The 22389-nt window shown below is 72.5% G+C and carries 13 protein-coding genes and 1 pseudogene; 8 read left to right on the top strand and 6 right to left on the bottom strand.

Annotation, left to right across the window (positions count from 1 at the left end; genetic code table 11):
- Positions 1-174: 174 nt before the first annotated feature.
- Complete coding sequence (locus tag ACZ6C1_RS31100) at positions 175-1299, top strand: GuaB3 family IMP dehydrogenase-related protein (protein WP_469245500.1); 1125 nt, start codon at positions 175-177, stop codon at positions 1297-1299.
- Positions 1300-1368: 69 nt separating this feature from the next.
- On the opposite strand, the gene ACZ6C1_RS31095 is transcribed toward ACZ6C1_RS31100, so the two are convergent.
- Positions 1369-1860 carry a hypothetical protein gene (locus tag ACZ6C1_RS31095; protein ID WP_469245499.1) on the bottom strand — a complete coding sequence of 164 codons (492 nt, stop codon included), beginning with the start codon at positions 1858-1860 and terminating at the stop codon, positions 1369-1371.
- A 129-nt stretch (positions 1861-1989) separates the two neighbouring features.
- Positions 1990-3231: a nucleotide sugar dehydrogenase gene (locus ACZ6C1_RS31090; protein WP_469245497.1), complete on the bottom strand. Its 1242-nt coding sequence runs from the start codon at positions 3229-3231 to the stop codon at positions 1990-1992.
- A gap of 232 nt (positions 3232-3463) precedes the next feature.
- On the opposite strand from ACZ6C1_RS31090, the gene ACZ6C1_RS31085 reads away from it, so the two are divergent.
- Positions 3464-5170: a glycerol-3-phosphate dehydrogenase/oxidase gene (locus tag ACZ6C1_RS31085; RefSeq protein WP_469245495.1), complete on the top strand. Its 1707-nt coding sequence runs from the start codon at positions 3464-3466 to the stop codon at positions 5168-5170.
- 22 nt (positions 5171-5192) lie between these two features.
- On the opposite strand, the gene ACZ6C1_RS31080 is transcribed toward ACZ6C1_RS31085, so the two are convergent.
- The 3 genes and pseudogenes from ACZ6C1_RS31080 to ACZ6C1_RS31070 form a co-directional block, all read right to left on the bottom strand.
- Positions 5193-5996, bottom strand: a complete 804-nt coding sequence (locus tag ACZ6C1_RS31080; protein WP_469245493.1) for a MerR family transcriptional regulator — start codon at positions 5994-5996, stop codon at positions 5193-5195.
- A complete protein-coding gene (locus tag ACZ6C1_RS31075) occupies positions 5989-6525 on the bottom strand; it encodes a VOC family protein (protein WP_469245492.1) in 537 nt (178 codons plus the stop codon). The genes ACZ6C1_RS31080 and ACZ6C1_RS31075 overlap by 8 nt, the downstream gene beginning before the upstream one ends.
- 34 nt (positions 6526-6559) lie before the next feature.
- A pseudogene (locus ACZ6C1_RS31070) lies at positions 6560-7650 on the bottom strand (serine hydrolase domain-containing protein).
- Positions 7651-7809: 159 nt separating this feature from the next.
- Between ACZ6C1_RS31070 and ACZ6C1_RS31065 the strand changes: the two are divergent.
- From ACZ6C1_RS31065 to ACZ6C1_RS31040, 6 genes are all read left to right on the top strand, one after another.
- Positions 7810-10410: a serine/threonine-protein kinase gene (locus ACZ6C1_RS31065; protein WP_469245490.1), complete on the top strand. Its 2601-nt coding sequence runs from the start codon at positions 7810-7812 to the stop codon at positions 10408-10410.
- A 138-nt stretch (positions 10411-10548) separates the two neighbouring features.
- Positions 10549-13149 carry a protein kinase gene (locus ACZ6C1_RS31060; protein WP_469245488.1) on the top strand — a complete coding sequence of 867 codons (2601 nt, stop codon included), beginning with the start codon at positions 10549-10551 and terminating at the stop codon, positions 13147-13149.
- 158 nt (positions 13150-13307) lie between these two features.
- Positions 13308-15212 (top strand): serine/threonine-protein kinase, encoded by a 1905-nt coding sequence (locus ACZ6C1_RS31055; RefSeq protein WP_469245486.1) that lies wholly within the window; start codon positions 13308-13310, stop codon positions 15210-15212.
- A 28-nt stretch (positions 15213-15240) separates the two neighbouring features.
- Positions 15241-17121 (top strand): serine/threonine-protein kinase, encoded by a 1881-nt coding sequence (locus ACZ6C1_RS31050; RefSeq protein WP_469245484.1) that lies wholly within the window; start codon positions 15241-15243, stop codon positions 17119-17121.
- A gap of 138 nt (positions 17122-17259) precedes the next feature.
- The gene (locus ACZ6C1_RS31045; RefSeq protein ID WP_469245482.1) at positions 17260-18885 is read left to right on the top strand and encodes a succinic semialdehyde dehydrogenase; all 1626 of its coding nucleotides are present in this window, start codon (positions 17260-17262) and stop codon (positions 18883-18885) included.
- 29 nt (positions 18886-18914) lie between these two features.
- Positions 18915-20738, top strand: coding sequence for a GMC oxidoreductase (locus ACZ6C1_RS31040; protein ID WP_469245480.1), 1824 nt, complete (start codon positions 18915-18917; stop codon positions 20736-20738).
- A gap of 78 nt (positions 20739-20816) precedes the next feature.
- Here the strand turns inward: ACZ6C1_RS31040 and ACZ6C1_RS31035 are convergent, their stop codons facing one another.
- Entirely contained in the window at positions 20817-22055 is a 1239-nt protein-coding gene (locus ACZ6C1_RS31035; protein WP_469245478.1) for an LPXTG cell wall anchor domain-containing protein, read from the bottom strand.
- Between the last annotated feature and the right edge of the window lie 334 nt (positions 22056-22389).

Here is a 22389-nt window from a genome sequence, read left to right as displayed (position 1 = left end):
GGAGAAGGGCAGACGGGGGGAGGTAGCAGAGGAGCGACGACCCGACACATAGCACCCCCCCCCCCCCCCCCCCCCCCTACCCCCCCCCCCCCCCCCCCCCCCCCCCCCCCCCCCCCCCCACGCGCGTGTCGGGGATACTGGTAGGCGCAGACGTAGAGGGAAAGGCCACACATCGTGACTGAGATCGAGATCGGGCGCGGCAAGCGCGGCCGCAGGGCGTACGCGTTCGACGACATCGCCGTCGTACCGAGCCGGCGCACCCGGGACCCGAAGGAGGTCTCGATCGCCTGGCAGATCGACGCCTACCGCTTCGAGCTGCCGTTCCTGGCCGCTCCCATGGACTCGGTGGTGTCGCCGCAGACCGCGATCCGCATCGGCCAGCTCGGCGGCCTCGGCGTCCTGAACCTCGAGGGCCTGTGGACCCGGTACGAGGACCCGCAGCCGCTGCTCGACGAGATCGGCGAGCTGGACGAGGCGAACGCCACCCGCCGTCTGCAGGAGATCTACGCGGCCCCGATCCAGGAGGAGCTGATCGGGCAGCGCATCAAGGAGGTGCGCGACTCGGGCGTGGTCACCGCGGCCGCGCTCTCGCCGCAGCGCACCGCCCAGTTCTCCAAGGCGGTCGTCGACGCCGGGGTGGACATCTTCGTCATCCGCGGTACGACGGTCTCCGCCGAGCACGTGTCGGGCGCGGCAGAGCCGCTGAACCTGAAGCAGTTCATCTACGAGCTGGACGTTCCGGTCATCGTCGGCGGCTGCGCCACCTACACCGCCGCCCTGCACCTGATGCGTACGGGCGCGGCGGGTGTCCTCGTCGGCTTCGGCGGCGGCGCCGCGCACACCACCCGTAACGTGCTGGGCATCCAGGTCCCGATGGCGACCGCCGTCGCGGACGTCGCGGCCGCGCGCCGGGACTACATGGACGAGTCCGGCGGCCGGTACGTGCACGTGATCGCGGACGGCGGCGTGGGCTGGTCCGGCGACCTGCCGAAGGCCATCGCGTGCGGCGCCGACTCGGTGATGATCGGCTCCCCGCTGGCGCGGGCGACCGACGCGCCGGGCAAGGGCCACCACTGGGGCATGGAGGCCGTCCACGAGGACGTGCCGCGCGGCAAGCTGGTCGACCTGGGCATCGTCGGGACGACCGAGGAGATCCTGACCGGTCCGTCGCACTCGCCGGACGGGTCGATGAACTTCTTCGGCGCGCTGCGCCGCGCGATGGCGACGACGGGCTACAGCGAGCTCAAGGAGTTCCAGCGCGTCGAGGTCACCGTCGCGGACGCCCAGCACAAGCGCTGAGCCCCTGACGTACGAAGGGCCCGCACCTCGAAGTCGGTGCGGGCCCTTCGTGCGTCCGGACGCGACCGGTCAGGCGTTGGCCTTCTTGGCGCCGGCGAAGGCAGTGACGGCGGCGATGGCGAGGAAGAGGTAGGTCATGGCGTCCGCGGTCTCCTTCCACAGGTCCGTCAGCGAGCCGAAGTCTTCCATGAGGATCTCGGGGGCGGACCCGCCCAGCGTGTTGCTGATGACGACCGCCACCGCGACGAGCTGGCCGAGGTAGACGGCGCCGATCGACAGGATCGCGGCGACCACGGGCAGGGCCGGGTTGCGGCCGCCGACCTTGGCGGCGGCGAAACCGACGAGGAATCCGACGCCGACCGCGGCGTATCCGATCTCGCGCTCGATGGCCCCTCCGATCGCGCCGTAGGCGACGGCGGCGACGAGGGCGGCCACGACCGCGGTCACCAGGCCGAGCGCGAGGTTGTCCCGCGCGGGGGCCGGGGCGGGCGCGGGTGAGTAGGGTGCGGCACCGGCGGGGCCGCCGAACGGGTTGCCGGGCGGCGGAACGGGCTGGCTCATGCTGGGAAGTCCCCCCTGAAGCGTGCACGGCCATGGCGCACACCTGTGCGTATAAAGACCGTGTGAAGTAGAGGGTCCGGAGACTAACAGCCCGCTCCGACATTCGCCCCCCGGTATCCCGGGCCGGACCTACAGGCGGTGGGCCGCGCCCGCCGGAGTGACTCCGCGGGTGTCCAGCAGGAGTTGCGCCTTCACCGCCAGACCTTGCAGGTCGTACGTACGGTGGTGCTGGAGCAGCACCGTCAGGTCGGCCGCCGCGGCCGCCTCGTACAGGGAGTCCGCCCGGGGGACGGGCAGGTCGCGGACGCGCCAGTCGGCGACGTAGGGATCGTGGTAACTGACCGCCGCGCCCAGGTCCATCAGGCGGCGGCCGATCTCGGCGGCGGGGGAGCCCTCCTGGTCGGCGAGGTCCGGTTTGTAGGTGACGCCGAGCAGGAGGACGCGGGCGCCGCGCGCGGACTTGCCGTGCTCGTTGAGGAGCGTGGCGCAGCGCTGGATGACGTACTGCGGCATGCGTTCGTTGACCTGGCCCGCCAGTTCCACCAGGCGCAGCGGGCGGTGGGGGCCGATCGTGTCGACGGGGACGCCGTGGCCGCCGACGCCGGGGCCGGGGCGGAAGGCCTGGAACCCGAAGGGTTTGGTCTCGGCGCACCGGATGACGTCCCACAGGTCGACGCCGAGTTCGTGGCAGAGCACGGCCATCTCGTTGACCAGGGCGATGTTGACGTGGCGGAAGTTGGTTTCCAGGACCTTGACGGTCTCGGCCTCGCGCGTGCCGCGGGCCCGTACGACCTTGTCGGTGAGGCGGCCGTAGAAGGCGGCGGCGGATTCCGTGCAGGCGGGGGTGAGGCCGCCGATGACCCTCGGGGTGTGGGCGAAGTCGTGGGCGCGGCTGCCCGGGTCGAGGCGGCCGGGGGCGTACGCGAGGTGGAAGTCGCGGCCCGCCCTGAGCCCGGAGCCCTCTTCGAGCAGCGGACGCAGGACGTCCTCGGTGGTGCCGGGGTGGACGGGCGATTCGAGCAGGACGGTGGTGTTGGGGCGCAGCCGGGCGGCCAGCGCGCGTGCCGCCTCGGCGACGGCGGTCAGGTCCGGTGTGCGGTCGGCGCCGAGGGGGGTGGGGGTGCAGATGACGGCGGTACGGACCCGGCCCAGCTCGGTGGGGTTGGTGGTCGGCCGGAAGCCCCCCGAGAGCATCCGGCGGATTTCCGAGGCGGTGAGCGAGCCGTCGACCGGCGGCCGGCCGGCCGCCAGCTCCGCCACGGGGTGGGGGTCGGTGTCGTAGCCGATCGTGTCGATCCCGGCGGCTGTGGCGGCTTGGGCGAGGGGCAGTCCGAGGTGGCCGAGGCCGATGACGGCGAGGTCTGCGGGCATGGGTGATGCCGTCCTTCCCAGTAGCCGGAGTGGACGCGGCACGCAAGTCCTGTGGACAGAACGAGCGCAGTGCAATGTCAGACTAGGCGTAAATATGACCGTTATGCGGCATTGCGGGCCATGGTTCGGCCGAGTGTTGTCCACAGGCGGTGGCTGAAGTCGGAGGGCCAGGACAGAATCAAGTCTGTGAGCCCGACCACACGGGGACACACGGGGGCGACGGGAGGCAGCGGTGAGGACAGCGACACTGGGACCCGCCGAGCGCGCCGAGGCGCTGGCGGCCATGGCCGATCGTGAACTGGACGTGCTGGTCGTGGGAGCCGGGGTGGTGGGCGCCGGGACGGCTCTCGACGCGGTGACACGCGGACTGGCGACCGGGCTGGTGGAGGCGCGCGACTGGGCGTCGGGCACCTCCAGCCGGTCCAGCAAGCTGATTCACGGCGGGCTGCGCTATCTCGAAATGCTGGACTTCGCGCTCGTACGGGAAGCGCTGAAGGAGCGCGGACTGCTGCTGGAGCGGCTCGCCCCCCACCTGGTGAAACCGGTGCCGTTCCTCTACCCGCTCCAGCACAAGGGCTGGGAGCGGCTCTACGCGGGCTCGGGCGTGGCGCTGTACGACGCCATGTCCGTCTCGTCGGGGCACGGCCGCGGGCTCCCCGTGCACCGGCACCTGTCACGGCGGCAGGCGCTGCGCGTGGCGCCCGCGCTGAAGAAGGACGCCCTGGTCGGGGCGTTGCAGTACTACGACGCGCAGATGGACGACGCGCGCTTCGTGGCGACGCTCGTGCGGACGGCCGCGAGTTACGGCGCGCACGTCGCCAGCCGGGCACGGGTCATCGGCTTCCTGCGCGAGGGCGAGCGCGTCGTCGGCGCCCGGGTCCAGGACGTGGAGGCGGGCGGCGAGTACGAGGTCCGCGCCAAGCAGATCGTCAACGCGACGGGCGTGTGGACGGACGACACCCAGGCCCTGATCGGCGAGCGCGGGCAGTTCCATGTACGGGCGTCGAAGGGCATCCACCTGGTCGTGCCCAAGGACCGGATCCACTCGAGCACGGGCCTGATCCTCCGCACCGAGAAGTCGGTCCTCTTCGTCATCCCCTGGGGACGCCACTGGATCGTGGGGACCACCGACACCGACTGGGACCTGGACAAGGCCCACCCGGCGGCGTCCAGCGCCGACATCGACTACCTGCTGGAGCATGTGAACAGCGTGCTGGCGGTCCCGCTCACCCGGGACGACGTCCAGGGGGTGTACGCGGGCCTGCGGCCGCTGCTGGCCGGCGAGTCCGACGCGACGAGCAAGCTGTCGCGCGAGCACACCGTGGCCCACCCGGTGCCGGGTCTGGTCGTCGTGGCGGGCGGCAAGTACACGACGTACCGGGTGATGGCCAAGGACGCGGTGGACGAGGCGGTGCACGGCCTGGACGCACGGGTGGCGTCCTGCGTCACCGAGGACGTACCGCTGCTGGGCGCCGAGGGATACCGGGCGCTGTGGAACGCGCGGGCACGGATCGCCGCCCGGACGGGGCTTCACGTGGCGCGCGTCGAGCACCTGTTGAACCGGTACGGCTCCCTGGTGGAGGAACTGCTGGAGCTCGTCGTCGCCGATCCGAAACTCGGCGAACCGCTGAGCGGCGCCGACGACTACCTGCGGGCCGAGGTCGTCTACGCCGCGTCGCACGAGGGCGCCCGGCACCTGGACGACGTGCTGACCCGGCGTACCCGGATCTCCATCGAGACCTTCGACCGGGGCACCCGCAGCGCACGTGAGTGCGCGCGGCTGATGGCGCCGGTGCTGGGCTGGGACGAGGAGCACATCGAGAAGGAGGTGGAGCACTACGAGAAGCGGGTGCAGGCGGAGCGCGAATCGCAGCGGCAGCCGGACGACCTGACGGCGGACGCGGCGCGCCTGGGCGCACCGGACATCGTGCCGCTCTAGGCGGCTCCCGGGGCCCCGCGCCCTACTGCCAGGTCGCGGTGTCCGGGTCGACGCCGTGGGCGTGCGCGCTCGCGTCGACGATGCGACGGAACCACGTGGCGAGACCGGCGCGGATGCCGTCGTAGTGGGCGGCGAATCCCGGATCGGCCTCGTACATGCGGCCGAGGCACACCTGCATCTGCCTGGTGAGGGGGAAGTACGCAGCGAATACTTCGCGGTGCCGCTCGACGAGTCGGTTCGCTTCGGGGCTGCCGGGTGTGACGCCGGCGTCCATGGCATCCCCGAGGGCGCGTTCGAAGGCGGCCACGGCGTCGGCGATCGCCTGCCATTCCTCCGGACCACGAGAGGCCGAGCGTTCGGCGTACTGCCGCCATTGCGTCGTGTCCCCGTAGCGCTGACGCGCTTGGGCGGGCCAGTCCGGGTTCCACTGGGGGCCGAAGATCGCGGCCTGCTGCTCCACGGTCAGCAGCAGGCCGCGCTCGTGGGCGTCGACCATCCGGTCCAGACCGGCGCCGAGCTGCTGGAGGCGCTCGATCCGTTCGGTGACCTGGGCGCGCTGCGCGCGCAATGCGCCGGGTACGTCCGAGGTCGAGTCGTCCAGCACGGCCCGGATCCTGTCCAGGCCGAGACCGATCTCTCGGTAGACGACGACGCGGTGCAGGCGTTCGAGGTCACCGGCGGTGTAGAGCCGGTAGCCGGCAGCCGTGCGCAGCGATGGTCGTGCCAGACCGATCTCGTCCCAGTGATGCAGCGCGCGGACGGTCACGCCCAGACGCGCCGAGACCTGACCGACTGTCAGGCCCTCGGCGTCAGTGGCATCAGGCATGCTCCTCGTCGTCGCCGCGACCGACGCCCGGTGGGGTGATCCCGATGGCTTCAAGGTCCCGTGCCTCCTTGCTGGCGGGATCGAAGGGCTTCGCCGCAGTGAACACGATCCGTGCGTTCTCGGGGGTGATCACCGCCACATCGCGGGTGTTCCAGGGGGTGTCCCGTGGACCGTCGACCGAGTCCGGGCGGAGCGCACGACAGGTCTCGACGAGGGAGTCGACCTGGCTGAGCACGCACGCGAAACTGAAGCTCATCGCCGGTGGCTGCTCCGGAACGCTCGCATCCGAGACGAGGAGGACGTCCTGGAACGCCCACCGGCGCAGATGGACGAGTTCGCCGGGGATGCTGAACAGTTCGATGAAGCCGAGCCCATGGCACCAGAAGTCGACCGACGCCGCCAGATCGCTCGTGGGGATCGTCGCGAACGCAGGCATTCCATAGATGCCACGGAACGGCTCCGGCGGAACCGCGTCCGGGCCGGGGGCGGGTACGGGGCTGATCTCGAACGCGTTGTAGTAGTCGCTCATGCACCTCACCCTCCGGCCTCCCGCAACGTGAGGGTCAAGCCCGATCCGGGAAATCCTCGGGGACGTTGCCGGCGCGGCCGCCGGAGCGGCAGAACTCGTCCTCCAGGAGGGCCGGTTCCAGTGAGTCGAGGGCGCTGTCGGGCACGGCGTCCGTATTGACCCGGAAGGTGATGGTGCGTCGGCCGTCGCTGGTGGAGGCGGTGCGGACGTAGCTGCCGGTGATGTGGCCGTTGTGGCCCCACACCGTGGTGCCGCAGGAAAGCCGCTGGGGGTAGATGCCCATGCCGTAGGGGCCGTTCGCGGGGCGGGTGTCGAGCAGTTCCCGGAGCTGGGGTGCGGGGAGGAGGCGGCCGGAGAGGAGGGCCGCGTAGAAGCGGTTCAGGTCGTCCAGGGTGCTGATCAGTTCGCCCGCCGCGTCTGCGGCGCGCGGGTCGAGCGCGGTGACGTCCCGGCCGGCGGCATCGTAGGCCCGGCCGTGCGGCGGGGGCAGGGCCGTACGGGCGCCGGGGAAGGAAGTGCCGGTGAGGCGAAGAGGACTGATGACGCGCCGCCCGGTCTCCGCCGCGTAGGAGCGGCCGGTGACCTGTTCGATGACGAGGCCGAGCAGCACGTAGTTGGTGTTGGAGTAGGCGTAGCGACCGACGGGCCCAGGGGGACGGGCCAGCGCACGAAGGACGGCTTCGCGCGCGGGCGTCAGTGCCGTGGGCGGCCGGCGGCGTCGGCGTAGTCCGGCAGGCCACTGGTGTGGGTGAGCAGGGCGCGCAGGGTGACGCGCCGGCCCGCCTCGCCGGGCAGCAGGCCGGGCACATGGAGCCCGATCGGGTCGTCGAGGCGCAACCTTCTCTCGGCGGCGAGTTGGAGCACCACCGTCGCGATGAACGTCTTGGTGATGCTGCCCGCGCGGAAGCGGTCGGCGCGGTGCATACCGGGACCGGTTGCCTGGAACCGCGACGCGGTGGGCGAGTCGGACAGCATCGCCGCGGCCGGCGCGTGGCCCTCCGAGACGAGCCGGGGCAGCACGGCGGAGGGAGGGGTGGGGGAGGGTGCCCCGGGCAGCGGGCCGACGCCCAGCCCGAGCAGGGCGGTGACCAGCGGAACGGCGAGCCGGGCGCGGGGCAGTGGCATCGTGGGATCCTCCTTCGGGGCCCCATCCTGGCGGACGTGAGGACCCGGGAGATTCACCGGTCCCGGAGTGAGAGACAATGGACGCTCTTCCAGGGCGGGTTACCGCATCGCGCGGAAGCGGCAGGCGCGGGCGAGGATCAGGGATCGCAGAGGGGACGCATGTCGGGAGCGGAGCAGTCGCGGAACGCGGCTCGGGAACCTCAGCGGGACGCGGCGAAGCCGGGCGTCGGATCGGACGGGCCGGACAAGAAGCCGGGCGCCGAGCCGGCCGCGGACGCCCCCGCCACGTCGGGCACGGAGCCGGTCAAGGACGCGACCATGAAGCTGGGCGCCGGCCGGCCCGGGGCAGCGGCCGACGGATCCGGCGGCCCCTCGGACAAGGCGGCGGACGGCGAGCGGGACGCGGGCCGCGAGAGCGCGGGTACCGGCGCTTCGGTTCCCGCCCCCCGGTCGGACAAGGGCGCGGTTTCCGCCACGTCCGGCGGACGGCCGGGCAAGGACGCCGCCGGCGGGCCGGACGCGGAGCCCGGGGACGCGCCGAGCGTGGGTGACGAGGCGCCCGGCACGACGCCCTCGCCCTCGTCCACGGGCGCGGACACGGGCGGCCGCTCGGTCCCGTCCGCGCGCTCCGGCGCGGTGGAGGACGTGAAGGAGCCGAAGGGCCCCAAGGACTCCAAGAGCCCGTCCACGGGCCCCAAGGACCCCACGGGCCCGTCCACGGGCCCCAAGGACCCCACGGGCCCGTCCGCGGGCTCCACGGGCCCGTCCATGGACTCCAAGGCCCCCAAGGAGCCGTCCAAGGCGGCCAAGGAGCCGAAGGGCGCCAAGGGAGCGGGCGCGGTGGCGCCCGCGGGCGCCGGGGCGAAGCCGGCGGCGGCCGGCGGGCGCGGCGGCGGGGCCGACTCGGCGTCAGCGGTGCGTCCGACCAGCGAAGGGCGGCTCCTCGCGGGCCGCTACCGGCTCGGCGGCGTTCTGGGGCGCGGCGGCATGGGCACCGTCTGGCGGGCCGTCGACGAGACGCTCGGGCGTACCGTCGCCGTCAAGGAACTGCGCTTCCCCAACAGCATCGACGAGGACGAGAAGCGCCGCCTCATCACGCGTACCCTCCGCGAGGCCAAGGCGATCGCCCGGATCCGCAACAACGGCGCCGTGACCGTCTACGACGTCGTCGACGAGGACGACCGTCCCTGGATCGTCATGGAGCTGATCGAGGGCAAGTCGCTCGCCGACGCCATCCGTGAGGACGGTGTCCTCACGCCCAGGCGCGCCGCCGAGGTGGGGCTCGCGATCCTCGACGTCCTGCGTTCCGCGCACCGCGAGGGCATCCTGCACCGCGACGTGAAGCCGTCCAACGTCCTCATCTCGGACGACGGCCGGGTCGTCCTCACCGACTTCGGTATCGCACAGGTCGAGGGCGACCCGTCCATCACCTCGACCGGCATGCTCGTCGGCGCCCCGTCGTACATCTCGCCCGAGCGGGCCCGCGGCCACAAGCCCGGCCCGGCGGCGGACATGTGGTCGCTGGGCGGCCTGCTCTACGCGTGCGTGGAGGGCTGCCCGCCGTACGACAAGGGCTCCGCCATCGCGACGCTGACCGCCGTCATGACCGAGCAGCTCGACCCGCCGAAGAACGCGGGCCCGCTGGAGGAGGTCATCTACGGCCTGCTCCACAAGGACCCGGCCAAGCGTCTCGACGACGCGGGCGCCCGCGTGCTGCTCAACGACGTGATCCACGCGCCCGAGGCGGCCGTGGCACCCGTGCCCGAGCCGTCGCCGGAGGTCACGCGCATCGTGCCTCTGCTGCCGCTGCCCGGCGAGGACGCCACCGCCAAGCCCAAGGACGCCGACGACCCGGCGGCGGAGCGGATGCGCGGCGCGCTGCGTTCCGTGCGCAACGCGGCCGCGTTCGCCAAGGCGGAGCCGGCGTCCGGGCCGCAGAGCGCGGAGCGTTCCGCGCCGGTGGCGCCCGCGCGGGCGCCGCTCACCGATGTGGTGTCGCGGCGCACGCTCGTGGTCATCGCGGTCGTCGTCGCGCTCGCCGTGATCGCCACCGTGCTCGCCCTCACCCTGGGGGGTGACGACGAGCCGGGCGCCAAGGGCAAGGGCACGCCCGGCACCGACCGGACGGCGTCGGCCGGTTCGGCGGTCGCCGAGGGAGCCACCGGTGGCAACGACGACCAGCCGGCCGGCGAGCAGGGCAAGGAGCAGGGGGGCGAGCAGCCCGGCACGGGCGGCGCCAGCGGCGGCAAGGGCGGGGCGAAGCCGTCCGCCGGAACGGGGACGGGCAACGGCGGGGCGGCGCTGCCGGCCGGGTACACCATGGTCAGTGACGGCACGTTCCACTTCTCCATGGCCATGCCGTCGAGCTTCCGCAGGACGGCCATAGCGGGGCAGAACTCGGGCGGGATATACAGCGAGAGCGGTGGGTTCCCGAGGGTCCAGGTGGACTTCACCGACAACCCCAAGGACGATGCCGCGGCCGCCTGGGGGGCCGCCTGGCTCGGCCTCAAGGCCAGTGTCAGTGGCTACCGGCATCATGGAATCGACAAGGTGGACTACAAGGGTTATCCGACGGTCGCCGACTGGCAGTTCGAGCGCGAGCAGAGCGGGGAGCGGGTCCGCGTGCTCAACCGAGGCTTCAAGGTCGACGCCACGCACGGTTACGCGATCATGATCACCTGCAAGGCCGCGGAGTGGGACGGCGTGGAGTGCAAGACGCTGCGGGACACGGCGTTCGCCACGTTCAGCCCCAAGGACTGACCAGGGCCACGTATCGTGAGAGCTCGTGGACCGTACGCAGCCGGAATGGGCAGGTAACTGCACATCGGACGACCAGAATTGACGGTTTCGTACGGTCTGTGAAGCCGGGGGACAGCGCGCTCGTGGGGAGGCGGCGTCGTGGACGACTATGCGGGGAGGGTGCTCGCCGACCGCTACCGCCTGCCGTTGCCGCCCTCGGACGAGTACGAACTCGTCGAGACTCGGGCCTTCGACACGTACAGCGGCCAGGAAGTGCTGGTCCGGCAGCTCCCGTTGCCGGAGGTCGTCGACGCCGAGGTCGTGGAACCGGAGCGGCAGGCCGGGTCAGCGGGACCTGCCGGGGCCGCCGGGTCGCGCGTGCCGCCGCGCAGAGCGGCGAGCGGCCGGGCGGTCAGGCGGTCCGGTGACCCTGCGGTACGCCGGGCCATCGAAGCCGCGCAGGCGGCGGCGCAGATCCCGGACCACCCCAGGCTCGACCAGGTCTTCGACGTCTTCGCCGAGGCCGGGTCCCTGTGGATAGTGAGTGAACTGGTCGCGGCCAGGCCCCTGGCGGCCCTGCTCGCGGAGAAGCCCCTCAGCCCGTACCGGGCGGCGGAGATCGGCTCGGACGTGCTCACCGCGCTGCGCGCGCTGCACGCGCACGGCTGGGTCCACCGGAACATCACGGTGCGCACGGTGCTGGTCTGCGACGACGGACGGGTCGTGCTGACCGGGCTCGCGGCGGGCGCGGCGGAAGAGGCGCTGTGCGGGTACGCCCCGGTCCCGGATCCGGACGACGACGACTTTCCGCCCGCACCGCACGGACCGTCCGGACCGTCCGGACCGCACGCACCGGCCGCTCCGGCCGCTCCGGGATCCGCTCCCTCGCCCCTCCCCGCGCTCGCGCCGGGGTACGAACTGGCCACGCCCACGCTCCCGGAGCCCGCCACCGGCCCGGAACCGACCGCCCTCCCGGAGGCCCCGCACCCTTATCCGCACCCCCACCCGCCCGCGCCGGACGAGCGCGCCACCCGGGCCGGTGCCATCGCCGCGTACCGGGCCGGAGCGCGTGCCGCCGCCCGTGCGGAGGAGGCGGGCTCCGCCCTCGCCCTGCCGCCCCCGCCGAAGGGCCCCGCGGCCCCCGCGGGCGGCACACCGGACGACTACGAGCCCCAGTGGTGGTCCCGGGCCGCCGACCTCGACGACGATGAGGACGACACCGGCGAGGGCGAGGCCGACGGCGGAGCTCCGCGGCGTGCCCTGCTCACGGGCACCTGGAGCGACGGCCCTGGCTCCGGTCCCGGATCCGTCCCGGCCGGCGGGGGCGTATCCCCGTACGGCACCCGGGACGCCCTGCGCGCCGACGCCCAGCGCCAGGCCCGCACTCCCGTCCCGTCACCGGCGGAGCGGTCCGCCGAACCGGGCCGCTGGGACGACGTCGTCGCCGACACCCAGTCCGCCGCCCCGCGGTACCGGGGCCCCGCCACACCCCTCGCCGCCGAGCGCGCCCGCCAGGCCCGGATCGCCGTCGTCGGAGCCGTGACGGAGCGGTGGGCACCGGAACAGGCGGGGCCGGTGCACGACACCTGGCAGCTCGCCCCGCCCATCGGGCCGGCCACCGACCTGTGGGCGCTCGGCGCGCTGCTCTACCGCGCGGTCCAGGGCCACGCCCCCTACCCCGAGGAGAACGCCGCGGAGCTGGTCCAGATGGTGTGCGCCGAGCCGCCCGCGTTCGCGGAGGAATGCGGCCCGCTGCGCCCGGTCGTCGAGTCGCTGCTGCGCCAGGACCCCACCGAGCGACCGGACTTCGAGGAGCTGCGCGGCTGGCTGCGCTCGCTCGTCCGGTCGGCGCCGGAGCCGGACGCGGGCACCGGCGTCGTCCCGATGCCGTCCGTCGACGCCACCCGCCTGCCGGTCGTGCGGCGCCGGGGCGAGCTGGTCCGCAGGCGCCGCGCCGGCGCGCCCGGCAGCACCCAGGGCCGCCACCGCCACAGCAAGAAGACCAGGCCCACGAGGAGCAACGCCGGTGCCTCCCGGGCCCCGCACACCCCGCGTGCCCCGCGCGCCCTGGGACGGACGCTCCTGCTCGCCATACTGCTCGCGCTCGCCGCCGCCATCGCGTACGCCGTGATGTTCATGCCCAAGGCGGAGCCACAGACCCGGGGGCAGTCCCCGCAGCAGTCACAGCCGTCCCAGCGGCCGCAACAGCCGCCGCAGACCCAGCCGTCCGGCACCCCGCAGGAGCAGCCCACTCCGAGCGCTCCGGCGCCGTCCACCAACACCGTCACCCCCGACGCGCCGGACATGGCAGCCGGGTACACCGTGCGCGACGACCCCGAGGGGTTCCGTATCGGGGTCGACAAGAGCTGGCGGCGCAGCCCCATCAACGACGTGGGCCAGGTCCGCTACACCGGTGGCGACTTCACCCTGATCGTGGTCCCGGGCCGGGACACCGTCCAGGCGGGTGGCAGCGACCCCTTGGAGTACCAGCGCACCAAGGAGCGCGAGCTCCAGCCCTGGCGCGACTCCAGCTGGGCCACCGCCACCGGGCTGCGCCGGATCGACGTGGGCCGACAGGTCATGGCCGAGGGTCAGTTCACCTGGACGGACGCCAACGGCCGGGAGGTGTACGTCCGCAACCTCGCGTTGATCGTCGGTGACCGCTACCACGTCGTCCACGTCATCGGTCCGGAGACCCAGCGTGACAAGGTGTCCGAGATCTACCAGCAGGCGATCGGCGTGTACCGGTCCACCCGCTGAGACGTCGTCACTCCCTGTTCCCCACAAATGCGCCCGAAAGCCCAACTACGCATCACAGAGCGGTCTCCTTGGCAACCCCGAGGTTTCGGCCACGGCACAACCCTCCGTAACCTGGAATCCGAAGGAACGAGCGGGGGACAGTGGAACACTCTCAAGGCATGGGCGCGGGACTCGTGCTCGCCGGTCGCTACCGGCTCATCGAGGCCATCGGTCGCGGCGGCATGGGCAAGGTCTGGCGCGCCCACGACGAAGTGCTGCACCGCACTGTCGCCGTCAAGGAACTCACGGCGGGCAAGTACGTCTCCGAAGCGGATCGGGCCGTTCTCCACGCCCGTACGCAGAAGGAGGCGCGCGCCGCCGCCCGTATCACGCATCCCGGCGTCGTCACCGTCCATGACGTGCTGGAGCAGGACCACCGCCCCTGGATCGTGATGCAGTACGTCGACGGGCCCTCGCTCGCCGACGCCGCAAAGGCGGCTGAAAATCGCCGTATCGACGCGCGCGAGGCAGCCCGCATCGGACTGCACGTCCTGGGCGCGCTGCGCGCCGCGCATGCCGCCGGAGTGCTGCACCGGGACGTCAAGCCCGGCAATGTCCTGCTCGCCCGCGACGGCAGGGTCCTGCTCACCGACTTCGGGATCGCCGCCATCGAGGGCGACTCCTCCATCACCCGGACCGGGGAACTGGTCGGCTCCATCGAGTACCTGGCTCCCGAGCGGGTACGCGGTGGTGACCCGGGCCCCGCCTCCGACCTCTGGGCGCTGGGCGCCACGCTCTACACCGCCGTCGAGGGCACCCCGCCCTTCCACCGCACGTCACCGCTGAGCGTCATGCAGGCCGTGGTCACCGAGGAACCACCGCCCGCCGAGTACGCCGGCGCCCTCGCGCCCGTCATCACCGCGCTGTTGCGCAAGGACCCGGGGGACCGTCCCGAGGCCGCCGAGGTCGGACGCATGCTGCTGGAGGCGATGGAGGGCCGTACGCCCGCCGCCGCGCAGGCGTACGTCCCGACCCGGACCATGAGCCGTGAGGACCTGACGGCCGTGACCAAGAAACTGCCGGGGCCCGACGAGCAGACGTCCGAGCCCGGCTCCCCGCACGAGGCGGGCGAGGCGGACGAGGCGGACGAGCAGTCCCCGGACCGGCAGTCTTCAGACCGGCAGCCCCCGGGCCAGGAGTCCCCGGACCGGCAGACCCCGGACCAGGAGTCCGCGGACCGGGAGTCCGGCCGAAGAACCGCGGGCCGAAGACCCGCGGCGAGCGCCGACCGGAACACCACGGCCCGGACGACCGGAGGGCGGTCGGCCACGCGCCGCCGCCCGGAGGCCGAGCGGATGGCGGCCCAGGACACCACCGGCCACACGAACCGGGACCGGAGCGCCGCGTCCGGTGGAGCTCCGGGCTCACCCGGCTCCCTCGGCGCCTCGGGCGACCGGGACCGAGCCGGTGACCGGTCGTCCCGGCACCGGGGTTGGCGCACGGCCGTCCTGGTGACGGTCCTCGCCGCGGTCGTGGGCAGCGCCGCGGGTTTCGCCGTGATGCGGTACGGGAACGACGACACGGCCCGCGACGCCGCCGCGGCCGACCTGGACGGGGCGGCACCGTCCGTGCCGGATGGCTGGGAGCGCGTCGAGGACCCGTCGGGTTTCAGCCTTCTCGTACCGGAGGGGTGGAAGCGCCGGACGGAAGGCGGTCAGATCGACTACACGCCCGACAACGGCCGCCACCTCATCCGTATCAGTGTCGACGCCTCACCCGACTTCGAGAATCCCTGTCTTCACATGCTCGATATCGAGAAAGGGCTGAAGAAGCGGCTTCCCCGGTATGAGCGGAAGGAGCTGCACACGAACACGTTCCGTGATCAACTGGAATCCTGTCTGTGGGAGTTCACCTGGGTCGAGAAGAACGCCAACGCGGGCGAGCGGCACGCGATCGACCAGGTGTACTACGCGGACGACGGAACCGAGTACGCGTTGTTCATGTCCGCTCCCGCGGCCGACTGGCCGGTGACCAGGGAGCAGTTCGACATCGTGCTGCGCGGCTGGCGTCCCGCCGAGGAGTGACCCTCGGCGCGAGCAGAGGGGATGTGCCGTGTCCGGATCGGGGCAGCAGCGGCGGATCGTCGGACGCTACCGGCTGGAGGCCCGGCTCGGGCGGGGAGGCATGGGTACGGTCTGGCGGGCGTACGACGAGCTGCTCGGCCGTCGCGTCGCCGTCAAGGAGCTCCACGTCGACGTGGGAACCGCCGTCTACCCCACTCTCCGCGAGGCGCGTGCCATCGCGCGCGTGCACCATCCGCACATCGTCTGCGTGCACGACGTCGTCGAGGAGGACGGCGTCCCGTACATCGTCATGGAGCTGGTCGAAGGCCGTTCGCTCGCCGAGCGGATCGCGTCCCACGGTCCTCTCGACGCCCGTGAGGCGGCACGCGTCGGACTCGCGCTGCTGAGCGCGCTGCGGGCCGCCCACGCGCTCGGGGTGCTGCACCGGGACCTGAAACCGGCCAACGTCCTGCTGGAGGAGGGCAGCGGGCGGGTCGTCCTCACCGATTTCGGCATCGCGCAGCTCGCCGGCTCGACGACGATCACGGAGGCGGGGATGTTCGTCGGCTCGCCCGAGTACACCGCGCCCGAGCGGATGCAGGGCGCGCAGGCCGGTCCGGAGACGGACCTGTGGTCGCTGGGGGCGCTGCTGTGCGCCACGCTGACCGGCCAGTCGCCCTTCCACCGCGACTCGTTGGGCGGGGTGCTGCACGCGGTCGTGGAGGAGGACTTCAGACCGCCCGCGGCGGCGGGGCCCCTGCTGCCGGTCGTACGCGGCCTGCTGCAGCGGGACCCGGCCCGGCGGATGGGCGCGGCGGAGGCGGAACGGCTGCTGAGGGCGTACGCGGACACGGGACGGCCTCGCGGGTCCGAGGGACGCGGCGCCGACGGGCGCGGTCACGACGGACGCGGCGCCGAGTCACCCGGGTACGGGCGGCGCGGGTCCGAGGTGGCCGACGACGCACCGCTGACGTACACCGGCAGGGCGGCCGGTGCCGCCGGACCGTACGCCGATGCCGTACCGCCCCGCGCCGACGCCTCGCGCCGCTCGCCCTCGGACGCCGTGCCGGAGCGCGCCGACCGCGCCCGCGCCCGCGCCCGTACGCGTACCCGCGCCCGTGACCGTACCCACGACCGCCCCCACGCCCACGATCTCCCCCCGCACGGGGATGCCGCGCCCCCGCGCACCGGCCGCCCGCCCCGGCGCGGCCTCCGCAACCCACTGGTGGCCGCCGCCCTGCTGGTGGCCCTCGCCGGGGCGGGCGCGGCGGGCGTGCTGCTCCTGCGAGGCCACGGGGACGGCGGGGGCGGCGGAGGCGGCGACCACCCGACGGCCACCGTTTCCCCGTCACCGGACACGCCCACCGCTCCGAACACCCCCGGCGCGGCAGCCGGTACGGGGACCGGCACCGGAACCGGGACCGGCACGGACACCGGCGCCGGCCCGGGCGCCACCCCCACCCCCACTCCGAGCCACGCCCGCGTGCCCACCGGATACCGCTCCACCTCGGACCCGCGCGGCTTCTCGCTGACCGTCCCCCAGGGATACGTCCGGTCCACCGACGACAGGCGTGTCTTCTACATGTCGTCCGACCGGGCGGTGCGGATCGGCATCCGGATCCAGGACCCGGCCTCCGGCGGGCCCCTCGGCTACATGCGCCGGGCCCATGCCAACGGCCCGGAGGTCCACCCCGGTTACCGCGACGCCAAGGTCACGCCGACGACGCACAACGGCCTCCCGGCGGCGCTCCGGGAGTTCACCTGGGACGGGTTCTCCCCCGCCGAGGGGGCGCGGCGCACGTACGACCTCTGCTGGGACGAGAACGGGCGGATGTACGACGTGTGGGTCTCGGCGCCGGTGGCCCGGCGGGACGAGCTGAAGCGCCACTTCGACACCGTTCTCGATTCCTTCCGGGTGCGGCAATCGTGACCGGAACTCATGATCAGGCCCTGACCAGCCCCTGATCAGGGCTTATTTGCCAGTGAACGCTGGCATGGTGTGGGCGCCCGGTGAAAAGCTGTTACCGGCGGGTACCGCGCGGGCCCCATCCGGAATACCCTCGCCCCCATGACGGACACGACGGACACGCAGGCCCCCGCCACGCCTCTCGGTACGAACCCGGTAGCCCCCGCCCCGGCCGGTGCCCGCACCGCCGCCGACGTGGTGACGCCCGAGGTGGTCGCCCAGCTCACCCGGGGCGTCGTCGGTTCCGGCCGGACCGCCAACCACACCCCCTTTACCGGGGAACGGCTGGCCGAGCTGCCCGAGTCGACCCCCGAGGAGGTGGCCGAGGCCTTCGCCCGCGCCCGCGCCGCGCAGTCCGCCTGGGCCGCCACGCCCGTACGCGCGCGTGCCGCCGTGCTGCTCCGCTTCCACGACCTGGTCCTGGAACGGCAGGCGGAGGTCCTCGACCTGATCCAGCTGGAGACCGGCAAGGCCAGGCTCCACGCCCACGAAGAGGTCCAGGTGGTCGCCGTCGCCGCCCGCCACTACGGGCGCCGCGCGGCCGCGTACCTCAAGCCGAAGCGGCACACCGGCGCCATGCCGACCCTCACCAAGGTCACCGAACTGCGCCAGCCGCGCGGCGTCGTCGGCCAGATCGCGCCCTGGAACTACCCCCTCGAACTGTCCGTCGGCGACGCGCTGCCCGCCTTCGTGGCCGGCAACGCGGTCGTCATGAAGCCCGACACCGAGACGGCGCTGACCGCCCTGTGGGCCCGGGACCTGCTCATCGAGGCGGGCCTGCCCGCCGAGGTCTTCCAGGTCGTCATCGGCGACGGCCCGGTCGTCGGCCCCGAGATCGTCAAGCACGCCGACTACGTCTCCTTCACCGGCTCCACCCGCACCGGCCGTGAGGTGGCCCAGGGCGCGGCGGCCCGCCTCGTCGGCGTCTCCCTCGAACTGGGCGGCAAGAACGCGATGCTGGTCCTCCACGACGCCGACGTGGAGAAGGCGGCCGCGGGAGCCGTGCGTGCCTGCTTCTCCTCGGCCGGCCAGCTCTGCATCTCCATCGAGCGGCTGTACGTCCACGAGTCCATAGCCGACGAGTTCATGGACCGGTTCGTCACCCGCACGAAGGCCATGCGGCTCGGCAACTCCCTGGCCTACGGGGCCGACATGGGCTCCCTGGTCGGGGAGCGGCAGTTGGAGACCGTCACCCGGCACGTCGAGGAGGCCGTCGCCAAGGGCGCCAAGCTCGTCGCGGGCGGCGTCGCCCGGCCCGACATCGGCCCCCTCTTCTACGAGCCCACCATCCTGGAGGGCGTCCAGGAGCCGATGGCGGTGTGCGGCGAGGAGACCTTCGGCCCGGTCGTCTCCGTCTACCGCTTCACCGACGAGGACGAGGTCGTCGAGCGCGCCAACGCCACCGCGTACGGCCTCAACGCCAGCGTGTGGACCAAGGACGGCCGCCGCGGGCACGCCGTCGCGGCGAAGCTCCGCACCGGCACGGTCAACATCAACGACGGGTACGCCCCGGCGTACGGCAGCGTCCAGTCCCCGATGGGCGGCATGAAGGACTCCGGCCTCGGCCGCCGGCACGGTTCCGAGGGCGTCCTGAAGTACACCGAGGCCCAGACCGTGGCGCAGCAGCGGGTGATGCCGTTCGGGCCCTCGTTCGGCATGGACGACGAGCAGTACGCGGCGCTGATGAGCCGCAGCCTGCGCCTGATGAAGGCGTTCCGTTTCCGCTAGACCTTTTCCCTTCGGTACGAGGAGAGCCCATGCCCCAGGTCCCCCCTGCCCGGAATCAGGACGAAGCGCCTGACGGGTACGACTACGACGTCATCGTCGTCGGTTCCGGCTTCGGTGGCTCCGTATCGGCCCTCCGCCTGACCGAGAAGGGCTACCGCGTCGGTGTCCTGGAGGCGGGCCGCCGGTTCAGCCCCGGCACCCTGCCCAAGAGCTCCTGGGACGTGAAGAACTACCTGTGGGCGCCCGCCCTGGGCCTCTTCGGCATCCAGCGCATCCACCTCCTCGGCAACGTCATGGTCCTGGCGGGCGCCGGGGTCGGCGGTGGTTCGCTCAATTACGCCAACACCCTCTACGTGCCGCCCGAGCCGTTCTTCCGGGACAAGCAGTGGGCCTCCATCACGGACTGGCAGGAGGAACTGGCCCCCTACTACGACCAGGCCAAGCGCATGCTGGGCGTACGGCTCAACCCGACCATGACGCCGTCCGACGTCCACCTCAAGGCGACCGCCCAGGCCATGGGCGTCGGCGACACCTTCCACCTCGCGCCCGTCGGCGTCTTCTTCGGCGACGGCAAGGACGCCACCGAGGGGGACGGGCCGGGCGCGGCGAAGGTCAAACCGGGACAGAAGGTCGACGATCCGTATTTCGGGGGCGCGGGCCCGGCCCGGCGTGCCTGCACGGAGTGCGGCGAGTGCATGACGGGCTGCCGGCACGGCGCGAAGAACATGCTCACCGAGAACTACCTCCACCTCGCGGAGAAGGCCGGGGCCGTCATCCACCCCATGACCACGGTCACCGCCGTCACCGACGCCCCGTCCGGCGACGGCTATGCCGTCTCGACCGTCCCCACGCACCGCCGCCGCAAGGCCGCCCCGCGGATCCTGCGCTGCCGGTACGTCGTCGTCGCGGCCGGCACGTACGGCACCCAGACGCTGCTGCACCGCATGAAGGACGAGGGCAAGCTGCCCCGTGTCTCCGCCAGGATCGGCGAGCTGACCCGTACCAATTCCGAGGCGCTGGTGGGCTCCCAGACCACCGACCGCCGCTACCGCAAGCGGCACGGCCACAAGCGGGTGGACTTCACCCGGGGTGTCGCCATCACCTCGTCCATCCACCCGGACGCCAGCACCCACATCGAACCGGTCCGCTACGGCAAGGGCTCCAACGCCATGGGGTCCCTCTCGATCCTCCAGGTGCCCTACGCCGAACGCCGGGTCAGGGCATGGCTCGGCAACGTGGCCCGTCACCCGGTGCTGATGATGCGGTCGCTGTCCAACCGCCGCTGGTCGGAGCGGACCATCATCGGGCTCGTCATGCAGTCCCTCGACAACTCCCTGACGACCTACCGCAAGACCGACGGTGTCGGCAAGGGCCTCCTCACCGCCCGGCAGGGCCACGGCGCCCCCAACCCCAAGCAGATCGCCGAGGGCACGCGTGCCGCGAGCCTCCTCGCGGAGGAGATCAACGGGTTCGCCGGCTCCAACGTGGGCGAACTGATGGGCACCCCGCTCACCGCCCACTTCCTGGGCGGCTGCGTGATCGGGGCGACGGCGGAGGACGGTGTCATCGACCCGTACCACCGCCTCTACGGCCACCCCGGCATCTCCGTCGTCGACGGCGCGGCGGTCTCCGCGAACCTCGGTGTGAACCCGTCCCTCACGATCACCGCCCAGGCGGAGCGCGCCATGTCCTTCTGGCCCAACAAGGGCGAGGAGGACCCGCGCCCGGCGCAGGGCGCCGCGTACGAACGCCTCGCCCCGGTCGCGCCCAAGTCCCCCACCGTCCCGGCGAACGCCTTCGGCGCCCTGAAGTTGCCGTTCCTCGGCATCCCGGTGGTCCCGCCGAAGCGGTAGCCGGACGGCACCGGACATGAGAGAGGCGCTGCACCCCCCTCCGAGTGCAGCGCCTCTCTTGCTTGTGTGGTGCGTGTGTTACGCGGTGGCCCCACCGTTACGGCGACGCAGCGCGAACACGACACCGGCACCGGCGACGATGGTGACACCACCGGCGATACCGATGGTCGGCAGCATCGAGGAGGAACCGGTCTCGGCGAGCTCACCCTCGACCTTGATCGGGGTCGAGCCGCCCTGCGGCTTCAGGTCGGCAGGCTTCTGGTCGGACGGCTTGGCCTCGCCGCCGCCGTCACCGTTGCTGCCGGCCGCCAGGACCTCGAAGTCGTAGGACGCGTAGTCCTCGTAGCACTCCTCGTTCTTGTCGTAGCCGGTGGCCGCGAAACCGAGGGCGGTGCCGGCGGGCGCGGCCTTGTCGATCGAGATGCGCAGCTGGATGGTGCGGTTCTCGTTCTTCTTCAGGTTGACGACGTCGAAGAAGAAGCCGATGTTCTCGCCGGAGAGGTTGGCGCCGTTCTCCCACTGGCCGTTGGGCTTCTTGTACTCGATCTTGGCGTACTTCTCGACCAGGCGGTCGGTGTCGGCCTCGAGGTCGTCGGCGTAGGACGCCCAGGCGCCGACGACGACCTCGTCGATGGCGTCCTGGCTGTTGTTCTTGACGTTCAGCTGGAAGTTCTTCCAGCCGCTGCCCGCGACGATCTTGTGGGGGAGGTTGGAGAGCGTGACATCGACGGCGGCCTGCTTGCAGACCTCCTCCTCGATGATCTCCTCTTCCTCGTCGACGACCTCTTCCTCGTCGACCTCTTCCTCGTCCTTGCCGGTCTCGGTGCCCGGCTTCTCGGCGCCGTCCTCGGTGCCCGTGCCGGTGCCGTCTCCGGTGCCGCCCGTGGTCGTGTCGTCCTCGGTCTTCGAGTCCTCGTCCGTCGTGGACTCGTCCTCGGTCTTCGTGCCGTCCTCGGTCGTGGCGGCACCGTCGTCGGTCTGCGAACCGTCCTCGGTCTTGGTGCCGTCCTCGGTGGTGGCGGAGCCGTCGTCGGTGTTCGTGCCGTCTTCGGTCGTCGTGCCGCCGGTCGTGGCGTCCTCCGTCCCGCCCGTGGCGCCGGAGGTGGAGGTCGTGCTGGTGGTGCCGTCCGTCGCGTACGCGGCCGGAGCCGCCAGGAAGGCGGCAGGGGCTATGACGGCGGTCGCGGCAGCGACCGCCATGGCGCGGCGAAGCTTCATGAAGACCTCAGTGAAGTCCAGGCGTACCGCATGATGCGGCACGGTGTCGTGGGGCTGACCCGGTGTGGGGGCGTCACGGGTGTGGCCGTTGATTCGCATGCATGACCTGCGACGCGTGGGAATGGTTGCACGCCACCTGACAGAAAACTTATGTGCGCTGCATCACACATTCCGCTTGTGGGGCGCCACAGCTCCCGAACGACGACCGGCCGGAACCCGGCACACAACAAGGGCCCCGCGGAATCGCTTCCGCGGGGCCCTTGGCCATCGGCTCCGGCGTCAGGGCAGCGCCGGGGCCGAGGGAGGCGGCGCCGGGGGTAACGCCGCTCGGTGGCAGTGGTCGTGGGGAGAGGGGGGAAGAGGGTGTGGGAGAACGGGGGACAGGTACCGCGGGTGTGAACCCGTGGGCCGGATTGCGGTCGGCTCCGGGCGT

It is taken from the genome of Streptomyces sp. NPDC041796 (genome assembly GCF_055590785.1).
Note: the sequence above shows the minus strand (reverse complement) of the source record. Positions and strands in the feature narration are given on the sequence as shown.

Coding starts and splice junctions, on each gene's coding strand:
- ACZ6C1_RS31080 (WP_469245493.1), bottom strand. CDS start 5,996: ATGCCTGATGCCACTGACGCCGAGGGCCTGACAGTCGGTCAGGTCTCG.
- ACZ6C1_RS31035 (WP_469245478.1), bottom strand. CDS start 22,055: ATGCGAATCAACGGCCACACCCGTGACGCCCCCACACCGGGTCAGCCC.
- ACZ6C1_RS31045 (WP_469245482.1), top strand. CDS start 17,260: ATGACGGACACGACGGACACGCAGGCCCCCGCCACGCCTCTCGGTACG.
- ACZ6C1_RS31095 (WP_469245499.1), bottom strand. CDS start 1,860: ATGAGCCAGCCCGTTCCGCCGCCCGGCAACCCGTTCGGCGGCCCCGCC.
- ACZ6C1_RS31055 (WP_469245486.1), top strand. CDS start 13,308: ATGGGCGCGGGACTCGTGCTCGCCGGTCGCTACCGGCTCATCGAGGCC.
- ACZ6C1_RS31090 (WP_469245497.1), bottom strand. CDS start 3,231: ATGCCCGCAGACCTCGCCGTCATCGGCCTCGGCCACCTCGGACTGCCC.
- ACZ6C1_RS31040 (WP_469245480.1), top strand. CDS start 18,915: ATGCCCCAGGTCCCCCCTGCCCGGAATCAGGACGAAGCGCCTGACGGG.
- ACZ6C1_RS31065 (WP_469245490.1), top strand. CDS start 7,810: ATGTCGGGAGCGGAGCAGTCGCGGAACGCGGCTCGGGAACCTCAGCGG.
- ACZ6C1_RS31075 (WP_469245492.1), bottom strand. CDS start 6,525: ATGAGCGACTACTACAACGCGTTCGAGATCAGCCCCGTACCCGCCCCC.